At 72.4% G+C, this 24,109-nt stretch carries 15 protein-coding genes and 1 tRNA gene; 14 read left to right on the top strand and 2 right to left on the bottom strand.

The genetic code is table 11. From position 1 onward, the window contains the following. Positions 1-143 precede the first annotated feature (143 nt). From QK442_RS34725 to QK442_RS34685, 9 genes are all read left to right on the top strand, one after another. On the top strand, positions 144-2,477 hold the full coding sequence (locus tag QK442_RS34725) for a sodium-translocating pyrophosphatase (protein WP_282698116.1): 2,334 nt from the start codon (positions 144-146) through the stop codon (positions 2,475-2,477). Between the two features lie 162 nt (positions 2,478-2,639). Beyond that, a complete protein-coding gene (locus tag QK442_RS34720; RefSeq protein ID WP_282698115.1) occupies positions 2,640-3,266 on the top strand; it encodes a small secreted protein in 627 nt (208 codons plus the stop codon). Positions 3,267-3,466: 200 nt separating this feature from the next. Beyond that, positions 3,467-5,053 (top strand): methyltransferase, encoded by a 1,587-nt coding sequence (locus QK442_RS34715; RefSeq protein WP_282698114.1) that lies wholly within the window; start codon positions 3,467-3,469, stop codon positions 5,051-5,053. A 209-nt stretch (positions 5,054-5,262) separates the two neighbouring features. After that, entirely contained in the window at positions 5,263-5,460 is a 198-nt protein-coding gene (locus QK442_RS34710; RefSeq protein ID WP_282698113.1) for a hypothetical protein, read from the top strand. A 338-nt stretch (positions 5,461-5,798) separates the two neighbouring features. Next, positions 5,799-8,645, top strand: a complete 2,847-nt coding sequence (gene topA, locus QK442_RS34705) for a type I DNA topoisomerase (RefSeq protein WP_282698112.1) — start codon at positions 5,799-5,801, stop codon at positions 8,643-8,645. Between the two features lie 132 nt (positions 8,646-8,777). Further along, positions 8,778-12,065 (top strand): dTMP kinase, encoded by a 3,288-nt coding sequence (tmk, locus tag QK442_RS34700; RefSeq protein ID WP_282698111.1) that lies wholly within the window; start codon positions 8,778-8,780, stop codon positions 12,063-12,065. An 88-nt stretch (positions 12,066-12,153) separates the two neighbouring features. After that, a complete protein-coding gene (locus QK442_RS34695; RefSeq protein WP_282698110.1) occupies positions 12,154-13,356 on the top strand; it encodes a DNA polymerase III subunit delta' in 1,203 nt (400 codons plus the stop codon). Positions 13,357-13,555: 199 nt separating this feature from the next. After that, positions 13,556-15,103 carry an alpha/beta hydrolase gene (locus tag QK442_RS34690; RefSeq protein WP_282698109.1) on the top strand — a complete coding sequence of 516 codons (1,548 nt, stop codon included), beginning with the start codon at positions 13,556-13,558 and terminating at the stop codon, positions 15,101-15,103. Positions 15,104-15,199: 96 nt separating this feature from the next. After that, a tRNA-Thr gene (locus tag QK442_RS34685) sits at positions 15,200-15,273 on the top strand. A 122-nt stretch (positions 15,274-15,395) separates the two neighbouring features. Here QK442_RS34685 and QK442_RS34680 read toward each other — a convergent pair. Further along, complete coding sequence (locus QK442_RS34680; protein WP_282698108.1) at positions 15,396-17,006, bottom strand: site-specific integrase; 1,611 nt, start codon at positions 17,004-17,006, stop codon at positions 15,396-15,398. Next, positions 17,003-17,677, bottom strand: a complete 675-nt coding sequence (locus tag QK442_RS34675) for a transcriptional regulator (protein WP_282698107.1) — start codon at positions 17,675-17,677, stop codon at positions 17,003-17,005. Before QK442_RS34675 ends, QK442_RS34680 begins: the two co-directional genes overlap by 4 nt. A gap of 109 nt (positions 17,678-17,786) precedes the next feature. On the opposite strand from QK442_RS34675, the gene QK442_RS34670 reads away from it, so the two are divergent. The 5 genes from QK442_RS34670 (at position 17,787) to QK442_RS34650 (ending at position 23,500) form a co-directional block, all read left to right on the top strand. Beyond that, entirely contained in the window at positions 17,787-18,002 is a 216-nt protein-coding gene (locus QK442_RS34670; protein ID WP_282698117.1) for a hypothetical protein, read from the top strand. A gap of 223 nt (positions 18,003-18,225) precedes the next feature. Continuing rightward, positions 18,226-19,551 (top strand): DUF3631 domain-containing protein, encoded by a 1,326-nt coding sequence (locus QK442_RS34665; protein WP_282698106.1) that lies wholly within the window; start codon positions 18,226-18,228, stop codon positions 19,549-19,551. A 424-nt stretch (positions 19,552-19,975) separates the two neighbouring features. Further along, a complete protein-coding gene (locus QK442_RS34660; RefSeq protein WP_282698105.1) occupies positions 19,976-20,824 on the top strand; it encodes a DUF2637 domain-containing protein in 849 nt (282 codons plus the stop codon). 406 nt (positions 20,825-21,230) lie between these two features. Further along, positions 21,231-21,791, top strand: a complete 561-nt coding sequence (locus tag QK442_RS34655) for a MobC family plasmid mobilization relaxosome protein (protein WP_282698104.1) — start codon at positions 21,231-21,233, stop codon at positions 21,789-21,791. Further along, on the top strand, positions 21,788-23,500 hold the full coding sequence (locus QK442_RS34650; protein ID WP_282698103.1) for a mobilization protein: 1,713 nt from the start codon (positions 21,788-21,790) through the stop codon (positions 23,498-23,500). Before QK442_RS34655 ends, QK442_RS34650 begins: the two co-directional genes overlap by 4 nt. Positions 23,501-24,109: the final 609 nt, after the last annotated feature.

Below are 24,109 nucleotides of genomic sequence, written 5' to 3'. Positions count from 1 at the left end.
GGCACCCCGTGTCCCGGCCGCGTCCCGCGTCCCCGCCCGGCTCCCGTTCCGGGCGGGTGTGATTGATGGAATCGATGGATTCCGGCGGGGTGCCGCCTCTGGGAGAGAGTTTGTCCTGGTTCGGGTGCCTATGATCCGTGCTCATGTACCCGCAACCGGAACTGGCCCAGGCCCCCAGCGAGCTCGCCGCGGCGGTGCTCACCAGCGGGAACCGGACGATCGTCGCCGTCGTCGGCGGGGTCGCCCTCGCCGCACTGGTCACCGCGCGGATCTTCGGCCGCCAGGTGCTCAAGGCCGGCGAGGGCACCCCCGCGATGCGGCGGATCGCCGCCGCCGTGCAGGAGGGCGCCAACGCCTACCTGGCCCGCCAGCTGCGTACCATCGGCCTGTTCGCCGTCGTCGTCTTCCTCCTGCTCATGGCGCTGCCCGCCGACTCCTGGTCGCAGCGGGCCGGGCGTTCGCTGTTCTTCCTGGTCGGGGCGTTGTTCTCGGCGGTCACCGGGTACGTCGGGATGCGGCTCGCCGTCCGGGCGAACGTCCGGGTCGCCGCGGCCGCCCGGGAGGCCGATCCGGTCGACGGCCAGCCGGGGCGCGGCCCCGCCGACGCCGCCCGGCGGGCCATGCGGATCGCCTTCCGCACCGGCGGGGTCGTCGGCATGTCCACGGTCGGCCTCGGGCTGCTCGGCGCCACCTGCGTCGTCCTCGTCTACGCCGCCGACGCGCCGAAGGTCCTGGAGGGCTTCGGCCTCGGCGCCGCCCTCATCGCCATGTTCATGCGCGTCGGCGGCGGCATCTTCACCAAGGCCGCCGACGTCGGCGCCGACCTGGTCGGCAAGGTCGAGCAGGGCATCCCCGAGGACGACCCGCGCAACGCCGCCACCATCGCCGACAACGTGGGCGACAACGTCGGCGACTGCGCGGGCATGGCCGCCGACCTCTTCGAGTCGTACGCCGTCACCCTGGTCGCCGCCCTCATCCTCGGCAAGGCCGCCTTCGGCGACCACGGCCTGGTCTTCCCGCTGATCGTGCCCGCCATCGGGGTCCTCACCGCCGTCGTCGGCATCCTCGCCGTCGCGCCCGGCCGCTCCGGCGCCGGCGGGATGCGCGCCGTCGACCGCGGTTTCTTCGTCTCCGCGGCCGTCTCCCTCGCCCTGGTCGCCGTCGCCGCCTTCGTCTACCTGCCGTCGTCCTACGCCGAGCTGGCCGGCGTCACCGAACCGGGGCTGGCCGCGCACGACGGCGACCCACGGGTCCTCGCCCTGATCGCCGTCGCCATCGGGATCGTCCTCGCCGCGCTCATCCAGCGGCTCACCGGCTACTTCACCGAGACCGGCCGGCGGCCCGTCCGGGACATCGGCCGCTCCGCGCTGACCGGCCCCGCCACCGTCGTCCTCGCCGGCGTCGCCATCGGCCTGGAGTCCGCCGTGTACGCGGCGCTGCTCATCGCCCTCACCGTCTACGGGGCGTTCCTCCTCGGCGGCACCTCCGTCATGCTCGCGCTCTTCGCGGTCGCACTCGCCGGCACCGGACTGCTCACCACGGTCGGCGTGATCGTCGCCATGGACACCTTCGGCCCGGTCGCCGACAACGCGCAGGGCATCGCCGAGATGTCCGGGGACGTCCGGGGCGACGGCGCTCAGGTCCTCACCGAGCTCGACGCCGTCGGCAACACCACCAAGGCGATCACCAAGGGCATCGCGATCGCGACCGCCGTCCTCGCCGCCGCCGCGCTCTTCGGCTCGTACCGGGACGCCATCGCGACCTCGGTCGCCGAGGTCGGTGCCAAGGCCGGCGAGCTCACCCTCTCCATGGACATCTCCCAGCCCAACAACCTCGTCGGTCTGATCATCGGCGCCTCCGTCGTCTTCCTCTTCTCCGGACTTGCCGTCAACGCCGTCTCCCGGTCGGCCGGTTCGGTGGTGTACGAGGTGCGGCGGCAGTTCCGCGAGCACCCCGGGATCATGGACGGCAGCGAGACCCCCGAGTACGGGCGGGTCGTCGACATCTGCACCAAGGACGCGCTGCGCGAACTCGCCACGCCGGGCCTGCTCGCCGTCACCGCCCCGATCGCCGTCGGTTTCGCGCTCGGCGTCGGCCCGCTCGGCGCCTACCTCGCCGGGGCGATCGGTACCGGCGCGCTGATGGCGGTCTTCCTCGCCAACTCCGGTGGCGCCTGGGACAACGCGAAGAAGCTGGTCGAGGACGGCAACCACGGCGGCAAGGGCAGCCCGGCGCACGAGGCGACGGTGATCGGCGACACCGTCGGCGACCCCTTCAAGGACACCGCGGGCCCGGCGATCAACCCCCTCCTGAAGGTGATGAACCTGGTGGCGCTGCTGATCGCGCCGGCGGTGGTGCGCTTCGGCCACGGCGAGGACGCGAACGCCTGGGCGCGAGCCGGGATCGCCCTCCTGGCGCTGCTGGTGGTGACCCTCGCGGTCCGCGCCACCAAACGGCGCTCGGTGGCCGTCTCCTGACGTGGCGTCTGTCTCATTCCGCGGGCGGTCGGGTGGTCCGGAGGTCCGGTGCCGCTTGGGTCAAACGGATTCAACACGGGAGGAATCCCTCGTACGAAAGGTGGAAGTCGCCCGCGCGGCGTGTATGTTCCGGGGCCGAGAGTCTTGGAAGGGACCGATCCGGTGAACAAGAAGCTTGCGGCAGCGCTGTCCGGCGGTGCGGTACTGGTGCTCGTGCTGTCCGGTTGCAGCGAGGACGAGGGCGACAAGGTGAACGACTGGGCCAAGTCGTTCTGCGACCAGGCGAAGCCGCAGATCCAGAAGCGGGCCGACGCCCACCAGATCATCATCTCGACCGCGGCCGACAGCCGTCCGGCGGAGATCCAGGCCGCCGACTCCAAGGCGTTCAAGGACATCGCGGACGCCGACCGGGCGCTGGCCAAGGCCGTCGAGAACGCGGGCGTCCCGCCGGTCGAGAACGGCGAGAAGGTCCAGAAGGACGTCATCGCGGAGCTCAACGCGACCGCCGTCGCCTACGAGGGGCTGAAGAAGCAGGTCGACGCCCTCGACCCGACGAACCAGCAGAAGTTCGCCGAGGGCCTGAAGAACGTCGCCGACGGTCTCACCAAGATCGAGAAGATGGACCAGAACGCGCTGGCCAACCTGGAGAGCGGCGAGCTGGGCCAGGCCATGGCCAAGCAGCCGGGCTGCCAGAAGCCGACACCGTCGGTGCCGACCGGGACACCGAGCGGAACGCCCACGGGGACACCGACCGGTTCGGCCTCCCCGAAGCCGGATGCCACGGCCTGACCGAAGGCCTCCGCCTCCACCGACTCGCCGAAGGCCTCCGACTCGCCGAAGGCCACCGCCTCCTCGGAGTCGTGACGCTCGTGACGCCGTCGCAGCCGTAGCGCTTTCCCGTCGGACCACGGCCGGCGCCGGGCAGCCCGGTGGCCGGCCGTCGGGCTGTCGGTGCCCGGGTTGTCGGTGGCGGCGGTCACAATGGGGCCGTGAGTACGACCAGCCTGACCACCAGCCTTCCGGTGCCCACGCACGCCGCCCGACTGCGCGAGGCCCTGCTCGCCGCGGACTTCACCGCCGACGGCCTGCTCGACCTGCTCGGCGCCCCCGCCTACGCGGCGCTCGCCCGCAGCGAGACCGTGCCCGCCCTGCGCGCCACCCGCGGCGACTCCCCGCTGGAGGCCCTCGTCCGGCTCTTCCTGCTCCAGCAGGCCGTCGAGCCCGCCCGGGCCGCCGCCGCCCTCCCGCTGGACGAGGCCCTGGCCGACGGCTGGGTGGTCCAGGAGGACGGCGCCGTACGCGCGACCGTCGACGTCCGGCCGTACGGCGGCCCGGACGGCGAGGACTGGTTCATCGTCTCCGACCTGGGCTGCGCCGTGGGCGGCGCCGGCGGCAGCGGGAAGAACGGCCGCCAGGCGGACACCGCGGTCGTCCTCGGCGTCGGCGGCGCCTCCACCACCCTCGCCGGCATCACCGTCCGCACCCCGGCCGCCACCGCGCTCGACCTCGGCACCGGCTCCGGCATCCAGGCCCTGCACGCCGCCCAGCACACCACCCGCGTCACCGCCACCGACCTCAACCCCCGGGCGCTGGACTTCACGAGGCTGACGCTCGCCCTCTCCGGGGCGCGCGAGGCCGAGCTCCTGGAGGGCTCGCTGTACGAGCCGGTCGGCGGCGCCACGTACGACCTGATCGTCTCCAACCCGCCGTTCGTGATCTCCCCCGGCGCCGGACTCACCTACCGGGACGGCGGGATGAGCGGCGACGACCTGTGCCGCACCCTCGTCCAACAGGCCGGCGACCGGCTGAACGACGGGGGGTACGCCCAGTTCCTCGCCAACTGGCAGCACGTCGACGGCGAGGAGTGGCAGGACCGGCTCCGCTCCTGGGTGCCGTCCGGCTGCGACGCCTGGATCGTCCAGCGCGAGGTGCAGGACGTCACCCAGTACGCCGAGCTGTGGCTGCGGGACAGCGGCGCCCACCGCGGCGACCCCGAGGCGTACCGGGCGGCGTACGACCGCTGGCTGGACTCCTTCGAGGCGAGCGGGACCCGGGCCGTCGGCTTCGGCTGGATCACGCTGCGGCGCGACCCGGCGGTGGCCGCCGGGAAGACCGAGCCGTCGATCGTGATCGAGGAGTGGCCGCACCCCGTGGAACAGCCGCTCGGCCCGTACGTACGCGCCCACTTCGAGCGCCAGGACTATCTGCGGACCCGCGACGACGCCGCCCTGCTCGCCGACAGCTTCACCCTCGCCCCCGAGGTGGTGCAGGAGCAGGTCGGGCTGCCCGGCGCCGAGGACCCCGAGCACGTCGTCCTCCGGCAGAACCGGGGCATGCGCCGCGCCACCCGGGTCGACCACGTGGGCGCCGGGTTCGCGGGCGTCTGCGACGGCACCCTCAGCGCCGGCCGGATCCTCGACGCGATCGCCCAGCTCACGGGCGAGGACCCGGTGCTGCTGCGGGACCGCACCCCGCAGGCGATCCGGCTCCTCGTCGAGGAGGGCTTCCTCACCCCGGAGCCCCTGCTTACGGCGGACGGGAACACGGAGGAGAAGGGAGGGGAGGCGACGGAGTAGCGGGACACTACCGGCCATCTTCGTGAAACCGGCGGGCCCGGCCCGCGCCGTTCACCCGGAATTCGCGTCTCTGACGCCGGAAGCTGTCAGCCTCCCTTCCAGGACACCCCCGGGGCTCCCTTCCAGGACACCCCGGGCCCCCTCCAGGACACGCCGAGGGGAGACACACCGCGCGGGTACGGCGCCGGGACAGGAAGCGGGTACGGGCGATGGAGAGCGGGCCGGCGATCTTCGCGGGAGCGGCGTTCACGCTGTTCGGGGGCGCGCTGCTGCTGTGGACCACGGTCCGGGTCCGGCAGGGCGAGCCCGTCGTGCTCGGCGTCGCCCCCCGCGCCGCCGCCGCGCTCTCGGGCCTCGCGGGGACGCTCTTCCTCGCCCTCGGCCTCTGGTGCTTCGGCCGCCTCTGAGCCACCGCCCGCCCACCGCCCGGCCGGGGGGCCGGGCCGCGCGCTGAGACGCGCTCCACACCGTCCCGCCTCGCCGGTCCGGCAGTCCGGGCGGCAGGAAGGGCAGGAGTCGGGTTACCGTTCGAGTGGCCGTTGCGGGCTTTTGCCGTTTGACACGGGGGCGGGTTGTACCGTCACACTCCGCAGCGACGGGAGCGTCACCGTCCGTGGCGCCGCCGTGCGCGCCCAGCGCTCGTGTGAACCAGCGCTGCCGTGCGTGCCGCCGCCGTACAGGCCAGCCCCTGGCCCGCACGGGCCCGTACGGGCCTAGAGAGTGTCGACCGGAGAGAAGAGCGAAGTTGTCCCCGACCAGCGAGACCGCACACGGCGGCCGCCGACTCGTCATCGTCGAGTCGCCTGCCAAGGCGAAGACGATCAAGGGCTACCTCGGCCCCGGCTACGTCGTCGAGGCGAGCGTCGGGCACATCCGTGACCTCCCGAGCGGCGCCGCCGAGGTGCCGGAGAAGTACACCGGCGAGGTGCGCCGCCTCGGCGTGGACGTCGAGCACGACTTCCAGCCCATCTACGTCGTCAACGCCGACAAGAAGGCGCAGGTCAAGAAGCTCAAGGACCTGCTCGCCGAGTCCGACGAGCTCTTCCTCGCCACCGATGAGGACCGCGAGGGCGAGGCCATCGCGTGGCACCTCCAGGAAGTCCTCAAGCCCAAGGTCCCCGTCCACCGGATGGTCTTCCACGAGATCACCAAGGACGCGATCCAGCAGGCCGTGCGCAACCCGCGCGAGCTGAACAAGCGGATGGTCGACGCCCAGGAGACCCGCCGCATCCTCGACCGCCTGTACGGCTACGAGGTCTCCCCGGTCCTGTGGAAGAAGGTCATGCGCGGCCTCTCCGCCGGCCGCGTCCAGTCCGTCGCCACTCGCCTCGTCGTCGAGCGCGAGCGCGAGCGCATCGCCTTCCGCTCCGCCGAGTACTGGGACCTCACCGGCACCTTCTCCACCGGCCGCGCCGGCGACCCCAGCGACCCCTCGTCGCTCACCGCCCGCCTCGCCTCGGTCGACGGCAAGCGGGTCGCGCAGGGCCGTGACTTCGGCGCCGACGGGCAGCTGAAGACCGCGAACGTGCTCCACCTCGACGAGGAGAAGGCCCGCGCGCTCGCCGCCTCCCTCGCCGACACCCGCTTCACCGTCCGCTCGGTCGAGTCGAAGCCGTACCGCCGCTCCCCGTACGCGCCCTTCCGCACCACCACCCTCCAGCAGGAGGCCAGCCGCAAGCTCGGCTTCGGCGCGAAGGCGACCATGCAGGTGGCGCAGAAGCTGTACGAGAACGGCTTCATCACCTACATGCGTACGGACTCCACCGTCCTCTCCGAGACCGCCGTCGCCGCGGCCCGTGCCCAGGTGACGCAGCTGTACGGCGCCGACTACCTGCCGGAGAAGCCGCGCGTCTACGCGGGCAAGGTCAAGAACGCGCAGGAGGCGCACGAGGCGATCCGGCCTTCGGGTGATCGTTTCCGCACCCCGGCGGAGACCGGTCTGACCGGCGAGCAGTTCAAGCTGTACGAGCTCATCTGGAAGCGCACCGTCGCCTCCCAGATGAAGGACGCCACCGGCAACTCGGTCACCGTGCGGATCGGCGGCACCGCCGCCGACGGCCGCGACGCCGAGTTCTCGGCCTCCGGCAAGACGATCACCTTCCACGGCTTCATGAAGGCCTACGTGGAGGGCGCCGACGACCCGAACGCGGAGCTCGACGACCGCGAGCGGCGCCTGCCGCAGGTCGCCGAGGGCGACGCGCTCGCCGCCGAGGAGATCACCGCCGACGGCCACGCCACCAAGCCGCCCGCCCGCTACACCGAGGCCAGCCTGGTCAAGGAGCTGGAAGAGCGCGAGATCGGCCGCCCGTCGACGTACGCCTCGATCATCGGCACCATCCTCGACCGCGGCTACGTCTTCAAGAAGGGCACGGCCCTCGTGCCGTCCTTCCTCTCCTTCGCGGTCGTCAACCTCCTGGAGAAGCACTTCGGGCGGCTCGTCGACTACGACTTCACGGCCAGGATGGAGGACGACCTCGACCGCATCGCGCGCGGCGAGGCCCAGGCCGTGCCGTGGCTGAAGCGTTTCTACTTCGGCGAGGGCGAGGGCGCCGGAGCCGCCGACGCGGGCAACGGCGACGGCGACCACCTCGGCGGCCTCAAGGAGCTCGTCACCGACCTCGGCGCCATCGACGCCCGCGAGATCTCCTCCTTCCCCGTCGGCGACGGCATCGTGCTCCGCGTCGGCCGCTACGGCCCCTACGTCGAACGCGGCGAGAAGGACCAGGAGGGCCACCAGCGGGCCGACGTCCCCGACGACCTCGCCCCCGACGAGCTCACCGTGGAGTACGCCGAGGAGCTGCTCGCCAAGCCCAGCGGCGACTTCGAGCTCGGCACCGACCCGGTGACGGGCCACCAGATCGTCGCCAAGGACGGCCGGTACGGCCCGTACGTCACCGAGATCCTGCCCGACGACGTCCCGAAGACCGGCAAGAACGCGGTCAAGCCGCGCACCGCCTCCCTCTTCAAGACGATGTCCCTGGACACGGTGACCCTGGAGGACGCGCTCAGGCTGATGTCGCTGCCGCGCGTCGTCGGCACCGACCCCGAGGGCGTCGAGATCACCGCGCAGAACGGCCGGTACGGCCCGTACCTGAAGAAGGGCACCGACTCGCGGTCGCTGACCAGCGAGGACCAGCTCTTCACCATCACCCTGGAAGAGGCGCTGGCGATCTACGCCCAGCCCAAGCAGCGGGGCCGGGCCGCCGCCAAGCCGCCGCTGAAGGAGCTCGGCACCGACCCCGTCAGCGAGCGGCCCGTGGTCGTCAAGGACGGCCGCTTCGGCCCGTACGTGACGGACGGTGAGACCAACGCGACCCTGCGCACCGGCGACAGCGTCGAGACGATCACGCCGGAGCGCGGCTACGAGCTGCTCGCCGAGAAGCGCGCCAAGGGACCGGCGAAGAAGACCACCGCGGCCAAGAAGGCCCCGGCGAAGAAGACCGCGGCCAAGAAGACGGCCGCGAAGAAGACCACCGCGGCCAAGAAGACCGCGGCCAAGAAGACCGCGGCGAAGAAGACGACCACCGCGAAGACCGCCGCCAAGAAGACGACGGCGGCCGCGAAGAAGACCGCGGCGGCCAAGCCGGAGTAGTCCGCGCGGTTCCGGACGCGCGGGAAGAGCGGTTCCGGACATCTGGGGCGGGCGGGAGCGGAGGCTCCCGCCCGCCCCCTGTTTGTCCGGCCGCGGGCCCGGTGAGCAGGGCCCTCCGGATAGGGTGGACGGATGACGCGAGCAGAGCAGCCAGAGCCTCTGGGCGACTCCGAAGCCGCACCCGCCCCCGGCGCCGCCCCCGTCTCCGACGCGGCCCTCGTCGCGGACTCCCGGGAGCGTGCCGTACGGGCCCTCGTACGCCACCAGCCGCTGCGCCGGCTGTGGAGCGCCCAGGCCCTCGGCGGGGTCGGCGACGCCCTCACCCTCCTCGTCCTCGTCCTCCTCGGCCGCCAGGCCGCACTGGCCGAGAACGCCTTCGGCGGCGGCTACCGGGGCGCGGCCTTCGCCGTGGCCGCCGTCGTCGGCGCCCGGCTGCTCGCCACCGTTCTCTTCGGCGCCGTCCTGCTCGGACCGCTCATCACCCTGACCGCGCCCGGCGCCGCCCTCGACCGGCGGTGGACCATGCTCGGCGCCGACGGGCTGCGGATCGCGCTGCTCGTCATCGCCCCCCTGTGGATCGACTGGATCCCCGGCAACGCCCTGTGGTTCCTGCTCGGCACCGTCTTCCTCACCGGCGCCGCCGAACGCCTGTGGACGGTCTGCCGCGACAGCGCGGCCCCCGCGCTGCTGCCCGCCGCGCCCGTCGAGGGCGACGCGATCCGGCCGCTCCCCGACCACCTCGGGGCCCTGCGCACCCTCACCCAGCGCACCGCCTTCCTCGCCGTCCCGGCCGCCGCGGCCGTCCTGCTCGTCGCCACCCTGATCGGCAACCTTCTGGGCTCCGGCATCGCCTGGTTCTCGCTCCACCAGGCCGCCCTCGGCTCGTACGTCGCCGCCGGTCTCTTCGCCGCCTCCGTCAGCGTCCTCGCCGCGATGACCCTGCCCGGCGGCCAGACCCCGCGCCCCCGCTCGCCGCTGGAGGGGCTGCGCAGCAGCGGAGGCGCCGGGAAGGGCCGCACCGGAGCCGTACCGCTGCTCGTCCTGGCCTGCGCCACCGTCGCCGCCGCCATCGCCGCGGCCGCCTCGCTCTCCGCCCTGCACGCCTTCGACCTCGGCGGCGGGCCCGTCACGTACGCGCTGCTCGTGCTCGCGCTCAGCGGCGCCACCGCCGTCGGCATCCGCACCGCCCGCTCCGTGCTGCCGGTGCTCTCCCGGCGCCGGCTGCTCGCCCTCGCCGTCGCCGTCACCGGCGTCGCCCTGATCGCCGTCGGCCTCGTGCCCGACACCGCGACCGTGCTCCTCCTCGCCGCCCTCGCCGGGTACGCGGCCGGCGTCGCCGCCCACACCGGGCACGTCCTGATCGACCAGGAGACCGAGGAGCCGCGCCGGGAGCGCACCACCGCGCACCTCCAGGCCACCGCGCGCGTGGGCATCGCCGCCGGCGCGCTCGCCGCGCCGCTGCTCGCCGCCGCGATCGGCCCGCACCGGCTCGTCTCCGACTCCGGGAAGTTCGTCTTCGACCACGGCGGCGCCGCCTTCACCCTCGTCCTCGTCGGCGCCCTGCTGCTGCCCGTCGCCGCGCTCGTCCTCGCCAGGACCGACGACCGCGCGGGCGTACCGCTCCGCCGCGACCTGCGCGACGCGCTGCGCGGCGCCGACCCCGCCCAGGCCCCGGCCGCGACCGGCTTCTTCATCGCCCTGGAGGGCGGCGACGGCGCCGGCAAGTCCACCCAGGTCCAGGCGCTCGCCGACTGGATCCGCGCCAAGGGCCACGAGGTCGTCGTCACCCGCGAGCCCGGCGCCACCCCCATCGGCAAGCGGCTCCGCTCGATCCTGCTCGACGTCTCCTCGGCCGGCCTGTCGAACCGCGCCGAGGCGCTCCTTTACGCCGCCGACCGCGCCGAGCACGTCGACTCCCTGGTCCGGCCCGCCCTGGAGCGGGGCGCCGTCGTCATCTCCGACCGGTACATCGACTCGTCCGTCGCCTACCAGGGTGCGGGGCGCGACCTCTCGCCGACCGAGATCGCCCGCATCTCCCGCTGGGCGACCGGCGGCCTCGTACCGCACCTGACCGTCCTCCTCGACGTCTCGCCGGAGACCGCCAGGGAGCGGTTCACCGAGGCGCCCGACCGGCTGGAGTCGGAGCCGCCCGAGTTCCACGCGCGCGTGCGGGCCGGTTTCCTCGCGCTCGCCGCCGCCGACCCCTCCCGCTACCTCGTCGTCGACGCCGGTCAGGAGCCCGAGGCCGTCACCACCGTCGTACGCCACCGGCTCGACCGGGTGCTGCCCCTCTCCGAGGCCGAGGTGAAGGCCGCGGAGGAGGCGCGCCGGAAGATCGAGGAGGAGGCCCGGCGCCGCGCGGAGGAGGAGGCCGCCCGCAAGGCGGAGGAGGAGCGCCTGGAGCGCGAGCGCCAGGAGCAGCTCGCGAAGCTGCGCGCCGAGGAGCAGGAGCGCAAGCGGCGCGAGGAGGAAGAGGCGCGCCGCCTGGAGGCCGAACGGCAGGCGGAGGAGGCCCGGCGCAAGGCCGAGGAGGCCCGGATCGCCGCCGAGGAGGAGGCCCGCCGGCTCGCGGCCGAGGAGAAGGCCCGCCGCGAGGAGCAGGAACGACTCCGCAAGCAGGCGGAGGAGGAGGCCCGGCTCCGTGCCGAGGCCGAGGCCCTCCGCCAGGAGAAGCAGCGCAAGGCCGAGGAGGCCCTCCTCCGCGCGGAGGAGGCCCGCAGGCTCGCGGCGGCGGCCGCAGCGGCGAAGGCGGCCGAGGAAGCGGCGGCGAAGGCCGCGGCGGAGAAGGCGGCCGCCGAGCGGGCGGCTGCCGAGCGGAGGGCGGCCGAGGAGTCGGCCAACGAGGTCACCGTGCAGACGCCGGTCGTGAACCTCGGCAAGGACTCCTCCGGTACGGCTCCGGCGGGTACGGCTCCTACTGGCGGTGGCGCCCCGACCGTCTCGCCGGACGAGCTCACCGTGCAGACGCCGGTCGTCCGCCCGGGGGACCCGCGCCCCCAGGACTCACGTCCCGAGGACGCGCGTGCCAAGGACGCGCGTCCCGAGGCCGAGACGGCGGTCCTGCCGCAGATCAAGGACCCCCGGATCGCCGCCATGGGCGAGCCCGCCCTGGACGAGACCGCCGTGCTGCGGCCCGTGCGGGACGAGCGGCGGGCCGACCCGGCGGACCGGGTGCCGCGGGACTTCTTCCGGGACGGGCGGGAGACCCGGGAGACCGGTGAGGCGGGGGCGAACGACGTCACCCGCGAGCTGCCCCAGCTCGACGAGGGGGGTCGGCCGCGCCGCCGCTCGGACTGGGCGGAGGAGACCCCGCTGGACGACCTGCCGACGCTGGCGGACGAACTGTTCGGTGCGTACGAGGCGGAGGACGGCGACAGGTACGGGGACGGAGACGGCAGGGGCGGCCGCCGGGGCCGCTGAGCACCGGCGCCGGCCTCGGCCCCGGCACCGGCCCGGACTGTCAGTCGGCTGCCCCACAATGGAGGGCGTACCTTCAGGAGGGGCAGACATGGCCGTATGGGACGACCTGGTCGGGCAGGAGCGGGTCGAGGAGCAGCTCGCCGCCGCCGCGCGGGACGCCGACGCGCTCGTCACCGCCCAGGCCGCGGACGAGCCCGCCCCCGAGGCGTCGAAGATGACGCACGCCTGGCTCTTCACCGGCCCGCCCGGCGCGGGCCGGGTCGACGCAGCCCGGGCGTTCGCGGCGGCCCTCCAGTGCGTGAGCCCCGACCGGGCGCTCGGCGGGGCACCCGGCTGCGGCTTCTGCACCGGCTGCCACACGACGCTGATCGGCACCCACGCCGACGTGACGACGGTCTCCGCCGTCGGCACGGAGATCCTCGTCAAGGACATGCGCGACACCGTCCGCAAGTCGTTCACCTCCCCGGCCAACGGCCGGTGGCAGATCATCCTCGTCACCGACGCCGAGCGGCTCAACGAGAAGTCGGCCAACGCCGTCCTGAAGGCCGTCGAGGAGCCCGCGCCGCGCACGGTCTGGCTGCTCTGCGCGCCCTCCGTCGAGGACGTCCTGCCGACGATCCGCTCCCGCTGCCGCCACCTGAGCCTGCGCACCCCGCCGGTCGAGGCGGTGGCCGACGTACTGATCCGGCGCGACGGCATCGAGCCGGAGACCGCCCGCGCGGCGGCCCGCGCCACCCAGGGCCATGTCGACCGGGCCCGGCGGCTCGCCACGGACGAGCGGGCCCGCGCCCGCCGCGCCGTCGTCCTGAAGCTGCCGCTGCGGGTGGCCGACATCGGCGGCTGCTTCAAGGCCGCCCAGGAGCTGGTGGACGCGGCGGCGGAGGACGCGAAGCAGGTCGCCGAGGAGATCGACGCCAAGGAGACCGAGGAGCTGAAGGCGGCGCTCGGGGCCGCGCAGGGCGGGCGGATGCCGCGCGGCACGGCCGGAATGATGAAGGAGCTGGAGGAGAAGCAGAAGCGCCGCGGCCGCCGGACCCAGCTGGACAGCCTGGACCTCGCCCTCACCGACCTGACCGGCTTCTACCGGGACGTCCTCGCGCTCCAGCTCGGCGCCTGCTCCGAGCTGGCCAACGAGGACGTACGGGACACGGTGGAGCGGATCGCCCGCGACACCACCCCGGAGCGGACCCTCCGCCGCGTGGAGGCCGTCCTCGCCTGCCGCAAGGCCCTGGACCGGAACGTGGCCCCGCTGCTCGCGGTGGAGGCGATGACGATGGCGCTGCGGGACTGAGGGAAGGGGTGGGGCGGGGCGGGCCGCCGGGGGACGGCCTCGGCCTCGGAGCGACCGGCCCGCGGGTGCCGACGTCGGCCTCGGGACCGGGCGGGCCGCCAGGTGCCGCCACCGGCATCGGCCATGGCAGCGGGCCTCCGCCCTCAGCAGGCCGTCCGCGATTGGACACGGTCCGTACCCGGCCGGATACGCTCCGGGGATGGACTCCAGGAGCTTCCTCCGTACCTCCGCCGTGGCCCTCGCCGCCGCCGGGCTGATCCTCTCCGGCTGCACCGGGGGGAGCGACGCGGCCGCGCCGGCGGGGCCCGTGGCCGGGTCCGCCTCGCCGTCGCCCTCACCCGCGGCGCTGAAGAAGTACTACGGGCAGAAGCTCGCCTGGCGGGACTGCGGTGTCCCCGGCTTCCAGTGCGCGACGCTGCGCGCCCCGCTCGACTACGCGAAGCCGGACGGACCCCGGATCGAGCTCGCCGTCTCGCGGGTGAAGGCCACCGGCCCCGGGAAGCGGATCGGCTCGCTCCTGGTGAACCCGGGCGGGCCGGGCGGCTCGGCCGTCGACTACCTCCAGGGGTACGCGGGGATCGGCTACCCCGAGCCCGTGCGGGCCCGCTACGACATGGTGGCCGTCGACCCGCGCGGGGTCGGCCGCAGCGAGCCGGTCGACTGTCTGACGGGCCCCGAGATGGACGCCTACACGCAGATCGACCAGACGCCGGACGACCCGGTGGAGACCGCCGCGCTGGAGGCCTCGTTCAAGCGGTTCGCGGCCGGGTGCGAGAAGCGGACGGGCGCGGTCCTGGGGCACGTCTCCACGGTGGAGACGGCCCGGGACATGGACATCCTGAGGGCGGCGCTCGGCGACGAGAAGCTGCACTACGTGGGCGCCTCGTACGGCACCTTCCTCGGCGCCACCTACGCCGAGCTGTTCCCCGGGCGGGTGGGCAGGCTGGTCCTCGACGGGGCGATGGACCCGTCGCTGTCGGCGCTCGACCTCAACCGGGACCAGACGGCGGGCTTCGAGACCGCGTTCGGGGCCTTCGCCGCCGACTGCGTCACCCGGCCCGACTGCCCGCTGGGCACGGAGTCGGTCCGGGCGGCCGGGAAGGCCCTGAAGAAGTTCTTCCGCGACACCGACGCCGCTCCCGTCCCCACCGGCGAGGACCGCGAGCTCGGCGAGTCCCTGGCGGCCACGGGCGTCATCGCGGCCATGTACGACGAGGGCGCCTGGCCGCAGCTGCGGGAGGCCCTGACCCGGGCGATCGGCGGCGAGGGCTCGGCCCTGCTGTCCCTCGCCGACAGCTACTACGAGCGGGAGCCGGACGGCTCGTACGCCAACCTCATGTTCGCCAACGCCGCCGTGAACTGCCTCGACCTGCCGCCCGCGTACCAGGGCCCGGCCGACGCGGAGAAGGCCGTCCCGTCCTTCGACGAGGCGTCCCCGGTCTTCGGTACCGGCCTCGCCTGGGCCGCCCTGAACTGCACCTACTGGCCGTCCCCCGCCACCGGCCGCCCGCACCGCATCACCGCCGAGGGCGCCGCCCCCATCCTCGTCGTCGGCACCACCCGCGACCCCGCCACCCCCTACCGCTGGGCCGAGTCCCTCGCCGACCAGCTCTCCTCCGGCACCCTCCTCACCTACGAGGGCGACGGCCACACCGCCTACGGCCGGGGCAGCGACTGCGTCGACACGGCGATCAACACCTACCTCCTGGAAGGCACCCCGCCTCCTGCGGGAAAGCGCTGCTCATAGCCCCCGGAGCCGCCCGCTCCGCCCGTGGTCGGAGCACCCCCGGAAACTGTGTAGACTTGGCGACGCTGCTGCACCGACCATGGTGTCGCGCAGCACGCCGCCTTAGCTCAGTTGGCCAGAGCAACGCACTCGTAATGCGTAGGTCTCGGGTTCGAATCCCGAAGGCGGCTCAGAGAAAGGCCAGGCCAGATACCAGCTGACCTGGCCTTTTCTGTTGCTCGGGGCATGGCGAGTCACACGGTCGGCGTGCCGTGACTTTGCTTGCGTGAGCGATGCGTGAGCGGAGCGGCCGTCAGCCCTTCTTCGCGGCCTTCTTGGCCTTGGCCTTCTTCTTCCGCTTGGCCTTCGCCTTCTGGGCCTTCTTCGCTTCCTCGGCGGCCTGGCGGACCTGCGCTTCTTGCTCGGCCTTGCGCTGGAGGGGGACGAGCTTCGCGGTGGCCTCGGCGGCGCTCTTGCCGACGTGGGGGAGCACGCTCTGGTAGATGTCGCGCGTGATCCGGGTGTCACTGTGCCCGAGCGTGTCCGACACGATCTTGATGTCGATGTCGGCGGCCAGCATGAGCGTGGCCGCGCCGTGACGGAGGTCATGCAGTCGGATCGGTGGGAGCCCGGAAGCGGCGACGAGGCGCTCGAAGAGGTCGGTGACCTTGCCCGGGTGGAGCCAGGACCCGTCCTCCTGGGTGAAGACGAGCCCGGTGTTCACCCAGGCCGAGCCCCACTCGGCACGGTCGGCCTCCTGCTGCTCGCGGTGCCGCTTCAGGACATGGACGGTGTCGTCGTCCAGGGCCACGACGCGGAAGCCGCTGTCCGTCTTCGGCTCGGACGCCTCGACCTCCCAACCGTCCTGGACGAGCTGGCCGGTCACGGTGAGGGAGTGCCGGTCGAGGTTGGTCTCCGACCAGGGCTGTCCGCACGCCTCGCCTCGCCGCAGGCCGCGGAAGGCGATCAGGTGCCACATCGCGTACAGCCGGTCCTTGGCGACGAAGTCGAGGAAAGCGCCGGTCTGTTCTGGCGTCCAGACCATCACGGGGGACGGCTTCTCGCCGGTCTGCTCCCACTTGGCGACCCGCTCGTCCGTCCACACGAGCGCCTTCGGCTTGCGTACGGGGTCGATCTCGACGTGGGCCGCCGGGTTGAACGTGATGATCTGCTGCCCGACGGCGTCGTTCAGGGCCGCGCGGAGGGTGGCCTTGATGTGCTGGCGCGTGGCCGGTCCGGTGACCCGGCGGAAGGGCGGCATGGCGTCGATCGCGGCCTTCATGGCCTTGCGGCGAGCGCGGTTCACCACACCCTTCCACGGGACGGTCGCCAACTCCTCTACCGCCGCTCGCCGCTGGGCGTTCTGCTCCACGATCTCAGCGTTGGCGTCGGTGATGGCGGTGAACATGTCGCTCAGGTGGCTGACACGCAGCCGGTCGAGACGTCGGTGGCCGATGTGCGGCTTGAGGTGCACGCGGACGTCGGTCTCGTACCGGCTGATGCCCGACTTCCGGATGCGCTTGCCGGCGAGCCACCGGTCCAGCCACTCGGCCACGGTCAGACTGCCGATGAGATCCTGGCCGGCCCTCAGCCGGCGCCGGGTCTCCTCCACGTCCGGCAAGGGCAGCTTCTCGCCGCTGACCTCTGCCAGCATCGCGGCGATCAGCTCTATGCCCTCGGGGTCGTCGGACTCGGCGAGCCCCAGGAGAGCTCGGACATGGTCGAGGTCGGCCTGGGCGGCCTTGAGGCTGCCGTACCCGCCACGTGCGAAGGATCGTCGGCTGCCGTCCTCACGGGGCGGCAGCTCCTGGCGTATGGAGTACGTGCAGTGATTCCTGCTGTTGCGCTTGGGGCAGGAAGTGCCGAGCTCTTTGCCAGTCTTGGGATCACGGCAGGAACAGCGGCGGTAGGTGGAGCCTTTCAAGCGTCTTCCTCCTGGTCGGGGTCAGGCTGCGGCTCGATGTCTTCGAGCCATGGGGACAGTTCGGGTGGAGTGGCGCCCTCTTCGCGGATGTCGTCACGAAGGTTGAGGAGCCGGCGCTTCGCTTCCTCGGCGCGCTGGGCGTACTCGGCGGCCTTCCGCTCGGCTTCCTCGCGCTGGCCAGAGGTTGCCGCCGTCTCGGCATCGAAGGCGGCACTTTCGGCCTCGCGTCGGGCGGCGATGACAGTTCGGGTCAGGCTGGCGTGCAGGTTGAACTCGGGCATGAGGCCACTGTCGGTCTCGTAGTCCCTCTCCTCGCCGGTGAACTTTCGCATGGCGTCCCAGGTCGGGATGAGTGAGTGGAAGGGGAGCTCCTGGGTCTGCTCGACGTAACCGAGGGGGAAGATCAGGCAGATCGGATACGTCTCCAGGGCCGCGGCCAGCACCATGACGTCCACCAGGGGCAGGTTCGCCCGTCGGCCGGATTCCAGGTTGGCGATCACGTTGCGGGGGATGGGGTGCCCTAGTTCTTCGCAGCGGTCGGCCAGCCGTTGGGCGCTCCACCTCCTCTCCTTCCTGCGGCGCCGGACTTCGCCGGCGACGTTGTTCCTGATGCGGTCGACCCACTCCGGGAAGTCGTCGTCCTCTTCATCATCGAAACCGTGTTGTGTCATGGCGACACATTAGCTTCTTCATCATGGTTCTCGTTGGCCTGGAGCCGGACGCGACGACCGTGTTCGCCGAGGGCTGTGACGAGAGGGGCGCCGCGTGCGCGACGACGCCATGGGAACCGGTCCGAAGGGCATGAGCCGGGATGAGCTGATGGCCCTGTCGGCAGCCGTTGACCTGGACACGGGCAACCGTGCGCTGGGTCTCGGGCGGAGTAAGGGCTACGAGCTGGCCAAGCGGGGCGAGTACCCGTGCAAGGTCCTGCGCCTGGGCAAGGCATACCGCGTGGTGACGGCGGACCTGCTCAACCTGCTGGGGCTAGCCGCATGAGGGCGAAAGAAGATAGCAGGCGGTTCTGCGCTGAGCTGACACAGAATCGCTGGACTGTCGCGGGGCGTGGACGTACGGTCCGTGTTCCCTCGCCCCGCTCGGGAAGCGAGAGAGCCTCCGGCGAGGCAACGCCGGAGGCTCAACGACCCCCCGCCCGTAATCCCACGAACGACCCCGCGCGCCGGGCCCGTATGCCTGGCGACGCGAGAAGAGGAGCTGCCCAGTGCAACCCGCGATGCCCGAGCCCTATTCCGACCAGGGCACGACCGCGTGGCCGCCGGTCGCCGTGCTCGGCCAGCCGGGCCGGACCACAGCCGAGACCAGTCGGGCCGCCGACGATCCGGCGCAGACCCCGCCGCCCGACGAGCGGTGTCCCGAAAATGAACGGCCCGACCTCGGCCCCAAGCGGTGTCCCGAGTCGGAACAGACGGATCCGGAGCCGACGCACGGATCGGAACTCCTCGACGAACTCCGTCGGCAGATATCGAAGTTCGTGATCCTGCCCTCCGAGCAGGCGCTCGACGCGGTCACCTTGTGGGTGGCGGCGACGCATCTGCAGCCCGCGTGGCAGCACGCCCCGCGCCTCGCGGTGGTCGGTCCGGCGAAGCGGTGCGGCAAGTCACGTCTCCTTGACGTGCTGACCGAGACGGTCCACGAGCCGATGCTTACGATCAACACCACGCCGGCGGCGGTTTTCCGCTCGGTCACCGAGGAGCCGCCCACGCTCCTCGTGGACGAGGCGGACACGATCTTCGGCACGCCGAAGCAGGCGGAGAAGAACGAGGAGATGCGCGGGCTGCTGAACGCCGGCCACCAGCGCAACCGGTACGTGACCCGGGTGGTCGGCAACGACCACACGCCCCACCGGTTCGCCACCTTCGCCATGGCGGCCATCGCCGGGATCGGTGACCTGCCCGACACGATCATGGACCGGTCGGTCGTCATCCGCATGCGCCGGCGGGCGGAAGGTGAGACCGTCCGCCCCTTCCGGTCACGGCGGGATATCCCCGCCCTGCATGGCCTGCGCGACCGGATCGCCGCCTGGACGGGACCCCTGGTGGACGAGGCCGCCGACCTGGAACCGGTGATGCCGGTCGAGGACCGGGCTGCTGACACCTGGGAACCACTCGTCATCGTCGCCGACCTCGCGGCGGGCACCTGGCCGCGCCGCGCCCGTACCGCGTGCGAGCAGATGGTCTCCGCCGAGGAGGCGGCCGAGGAGGACCACCCCAGCGGGGCCCGCATCCTGGCCGACATCCGGCGCGTCTTCGTCGCCCAGCGCGAGGTCGACAGCCTCTCCACCGAGGAACTGATCCACCACCTGCGCCAGGATCCGGAAAGCCCGTGGGCCGAGTGGGGCCGGAACGGGCTGAGCCCGCGTGACCTCGGCTCGATGCTCCGGCAGTTCGGCATCAAGCCAGGAAACGTCCGCATGGCCGACGGAACCCAGCGCAAGGGCTACATGCGCAACAAGTTCCTCGACCCCTGGCGCCGCTACTGCCCGACCGTCCACCCGGTCGACGCCGCACCCACCCTCCCCCAGGGCTGACCCCGCCCCGCCCCCGCTGGTTGCCGTCCTTGCCGTCCCTGCCGTGATCGCGCAGGTCAGAGGGCATACGCGCAAGACGGCAACCGGGCCCAAGACGGCAACACGATCACCATCGCCCGCGCAGGCCGCCAGGACGTCGCCCGCATCCGTCTCGTGTCGTCCCACTCGTACGCGCCGTATCGACGCAGGTCATCGGCCGTGAGGCCAAGACGGAAGGCCGACCCATGCCGTCCCCCACCAGGACGCGGCCAAGACGGACCCCGACCGTCCTGCCGTACCAGCCCTGACCTGCGTTTGCAACGGCCAAGACGCCCAAGACGCTTCACACCACTACCCCAAGGAGTATCCCCGCTTGACTCTCCTCTCCCGCCTTCGACCACTACGCCGCACGCAGCCGGGTAGCAGGCCCGGTGACGGGCGGCCGATGACAACTGGGCACACTGCCGAACGGTTCGCGCTCATCGCGGCCGGAGTCGTCATCGTCCTCCTGACGGCCGGAGCGTTCTGGCTCTCCTACGCGCACCTGGCCGACGTTGCCGGCCAACACGGCCTCGGCAACTCCCCGATCCGCCGCTGGGCGTGGCCCGCCACTCTCGACGCGTTCATCGTCGCGGGCGAGCTGCTCATGCTCCGCGCGAGCCTGCGCCAGGTCACCGACCTGTGGGCCGTCGCCGTAACCGCCATCGGGTCGGTCGGATCCATCGCGCTCAACGTTGCGGGCGTGGGCGGAACGAGCGACTCCCGCACTGTGCACTGGCTCGACTACGTGGTCGCCGCCGTCCCACCGACCGCCGCGCTCCTTGCCTTCGGCGTCCTGATGAGGCAGATCCACCAGCTCGTCGAGCGGCCCGACGGCCACCGAAAGTCCGTCCCGGAATCGATGCCCCCGGCCAAGGTGGTCGCCCCGTCGTCCCCTCCAGGCGAAGGCAAGGATCGCGGCGACGGGCCGACGGAGCATCCCGACCCCGATCGTCTGGCCGACACCGAAACCCCGCCGGGCGGCGAGGCCACCAGCAAGCCCCCCAAGCCGACCGGAGCACGGCCTCGGCGTACCGGGCGTCCGCAGGACATCTCCGATGACGAGATCCGGGCCATCGCGCGCGAGGTCATGACCCGTACGGGAACCGCCTCTCCCACCGAGATCGTCGAAGAGATCCGCGTCAACCGCGGCCGCAAGGTCGGCAACGGCCGCGTGAAGAACGTCTGCGACGAGCTGAACGCCCAAATGGTCGAGCCGGGCCCCGCGATCGCAGTCAGCAGCAGCACCGGCTGACCCGTCCGCAACGACTCCCTTCGGTGGCACCGGAAGTACTTCCGGTGCCACCGAAACCCGGCCAGCCCCCACCCCGACCCCGCCGGAATCCCGCCTCCGCCACCAGGCCACCGCCCGCAGCGCCCACTCCTCCACAGCTGTGGACAGCCAACTACCGGCTGCACGACGCCCGGCCTTCCACGTCGCCCTGCCTGCCCTTTCCGCCTCATCCGGAGAACTGCCCATGACGCGCCACACGCACGACTCGCACGATGCCGAGGCCGTCCCGGACGAGCTGTCCGTGCCGACGAAGTCCCCTACGCTGCTGGGACGTTTGCGGCAGGCGTTCGGACGACCTGCCCCTGGTGGAGCCAGTAGTACCCCGAGTCCGACTCAAGGCCGGTCTTCGGGGATCTCCGCCCCGGGGGTGGCGGAGACGGTCCGACGCCAGGGGGCGCCGGTCCGGAAGGTCGGGACCGAGGGCGGCCCCGACCCGGACGAGCTCCACGCCGTCCAGCAGCAGATCCTCCGCCCCGCACCCGCCACCGAGCCGACAGCCGGTGAGCGTGCGGTGCAGAGCATGCAGCCGGCGATCCGCCGTTTCACCGGCACCAAGCGGACCGTGCGCGTCGGACCGCTGCGGTTCACCGGCGACGAGCACAACGATCTCCAGGAGGCCGCCGCCGAGCACGGCTACAAGGGGGAATCCGGCTTCGCCGCCGACATCGTCCTCGCCTTCATCGCCGGCCGGTTCACGGCGAACCTGCCGCTGTCCGAGGACCGCCGCCGCACCCACATGTTCCGTGCCCAGGTGCTGCGCGAGCTCAACCGGATCGGCGTCAACGTCAACCAGATCGCCCGCGCCCTGAACAGCGACCTCACCCCGCCCGACATCCGCCACCGTCTCGACGAGCTCCACCGCCTGCTGGAGCTGATCGCCGAGGCCCTGCGCGAACCCGCCGACTCCAGGAAGGGCCAGGCCGCGTGATCGCCGCCATCAAACGGGCCGGGTCCAACACCCGTGGCCTGCTCGCCTACCTCTACGGCCCCGGCCGCCACGACGAGCACACCGACCCGCACATCCTCGCCGGCTTCGCCATGCTCGGCACGCCCGACCCCGGCCGCGACCCGGACGCCACCCTCACCCAGCTCGCCCGTCACCTCGACGAGCCCGTCCATCTTCGGAACAGTGAGTTCGGAAGGAAGGTCACCGACCACGTCTGGCACTGCCCCGTCCGCACCGCCCCCGAGGACCGCCGCCTCTCCGATACGGAGTGGGCCGAGATCGCCCAGCGGATCGTCGAAGCCGCCGGCATCGCCCCACCCGGCGACGACCTGGCGTGCCGGTGGGTCGCCGTACGCCACGCCGACGACCACATCCACATTCTCGCCACCACCGTCCGCGAGGACGGCCGCCGCCCCAGGCTTCACGACAGCGGCATCCGCGTCGGCGACGCCTGCCGCCAGATCGAGACCGACTATGGCCTGCGCCAGCTGAAGAAGGGCGACCGCACCGCCGGACGTCGGCCCACCCAGGCCGAGATGCACAAGGCCCAGCGCCTCGGCTGGGAGCAGACCAGCCGCGACTGGCTCCAGGACCGCATCCGCGCCGCCATCCCCCACGCGAGCAGCGCCGAGGAACTCCTCGCCTACCTCGAAGCCATGGGCATCGCGGTCAAACCCCGCCGCGGACCGTCCGGAGACCTCCTCGGCTACGCCGTCGGCCGCCCCGGCGACCTCAACAAGGACGGCGAACAGATCTTCCACCCCGGCGGGAAGATCGCCCCCGACCTCACCCTCCCCAAGCTCAAGGCCCGCCTGGAGACCACCGCGCCGGAGGAGCACCCCACCGCCCGCCGTGACCAGCCCGCCACCCCCTGGCACCAGGCCACCGGCGCCCTCGACACCCTCCACCAGGGGATGGCCGACGACACCCACGTCCAGGCCCACATCACCGCGCTCGGCGACCTCATCGAAGCCGCTGCCCAGAGGGCTCCAGACCACCTCCACGCCGAACTCCGGGCAGCCTCAAGGGCATTCGCCCGCGCTCAGCGCTGCCAGATCCGCGCCGAGAACCAGGCCGCCCACACCCTGCGCCGAGCGGCCCGCGACCTCGCCCACACCGCCACCGGCCCCGACGGCAGCGCCCTGGCGACCCTGCTCGCCGCCCTCGTCTGGGCCACGATCGTCGCCGCCCGCTGGCACGAAGCGAAGAACCACGCCCACCAGGCCGAAGCAGCCCGCCAGACCCTCCACCACCTCCAGGCCGCCGCAGACCACGCCCTCACCCCGATCGTCGGCAGCCTTGCCACCCGCCGGCCGAACGATCAGGCCCTTCGGACCCTCGCTCACGACGTACGGGCCGCCGTCCCCGCCCACGCCGACCGTATCCTCACCGACCCCGCCTGGCCGGCCCTCGCCACCGTCCTCGCCGACGCCGAAGCCGGCGGCCACAAACCCCACCAGCTCCTCAAGGAGGCCGCCGCCCAACGAGAACTCACCACCGCCCGCCAACCCGCCCGCGTGTTGATCACCCGTATCCAGCACACCAGCCGCAACCCTGCCCCCAACCCCCGCGCCGAAGCCGCCCGCCGCCGCTCCACCATGGCGCCCACGTCCAGCGGACACCAGGCCCGGGACCCCCAGCCCACACCGGTGGCCACGACCTCGGCTGGTCAACACCGCCCCCGGCGCTGACAGTCATAGAGAGGCCCCATGGCAGGCACCCGACAGGCGCAGCTCGAAGTGCATCCTCACGGGCCCGCCCCACACGAGTCGACAATGAGGGTTCTTCTCTCCACCCGATCGTGTGACTTGGACGCGTGGGAGAAGAAGCAGGGGCTAGAGTCCTAGCTGCCGGGCGGCAGCCCGGTGGCAGTGGGCGCCCCGAAAGGGCGCCAGAGGTAGGGCCCAAACTGGGGCCCCACCCTGGGGTGTCCGGTGACGTCCTAGGAGTTTGTCGCGCCTCTCCTGCGGAGAGCAACCGCAGGTCTGTCCCCGACCCGAACGAGGAACACACCCGGTCCGCAACCGGGAGCATCACCTGAGTCGCTACACCGGCGCGATCTCAGTTCGTCACCTATTGGTGGCCGGACTGAGCGCGCGTTTTCGGTCCGGCCTTTTTGAAAGGTTGGACGTTGGACAAGATGACCCTTGGAACCTTTGCTGCATTCGGGCTGCTCAGCATGGTTCTTCACTTCATCACGAGGCTGGGCCACGAGGTAGATGAGGTCTTCGATGCGTGGCGTAGGCCGTCCGCTCGTCTTCGTCGCTGGTGGCGTGATCGACGGAACCGATCTTGAGACA

The organism is Streptomyces sp. CC208A, from assembly GCF_030010625.1.
Lineage (GTDB): Bacteria > Actinomycetota > Actinomycetes > Streptomycetales > Streptomycetaceae > Streptomyces.
The sequence above is the reverse complement of the archived record's forward strand: the minus strand, read 5'-3'. Positions and strand labels throughout refer to the sequence as shown.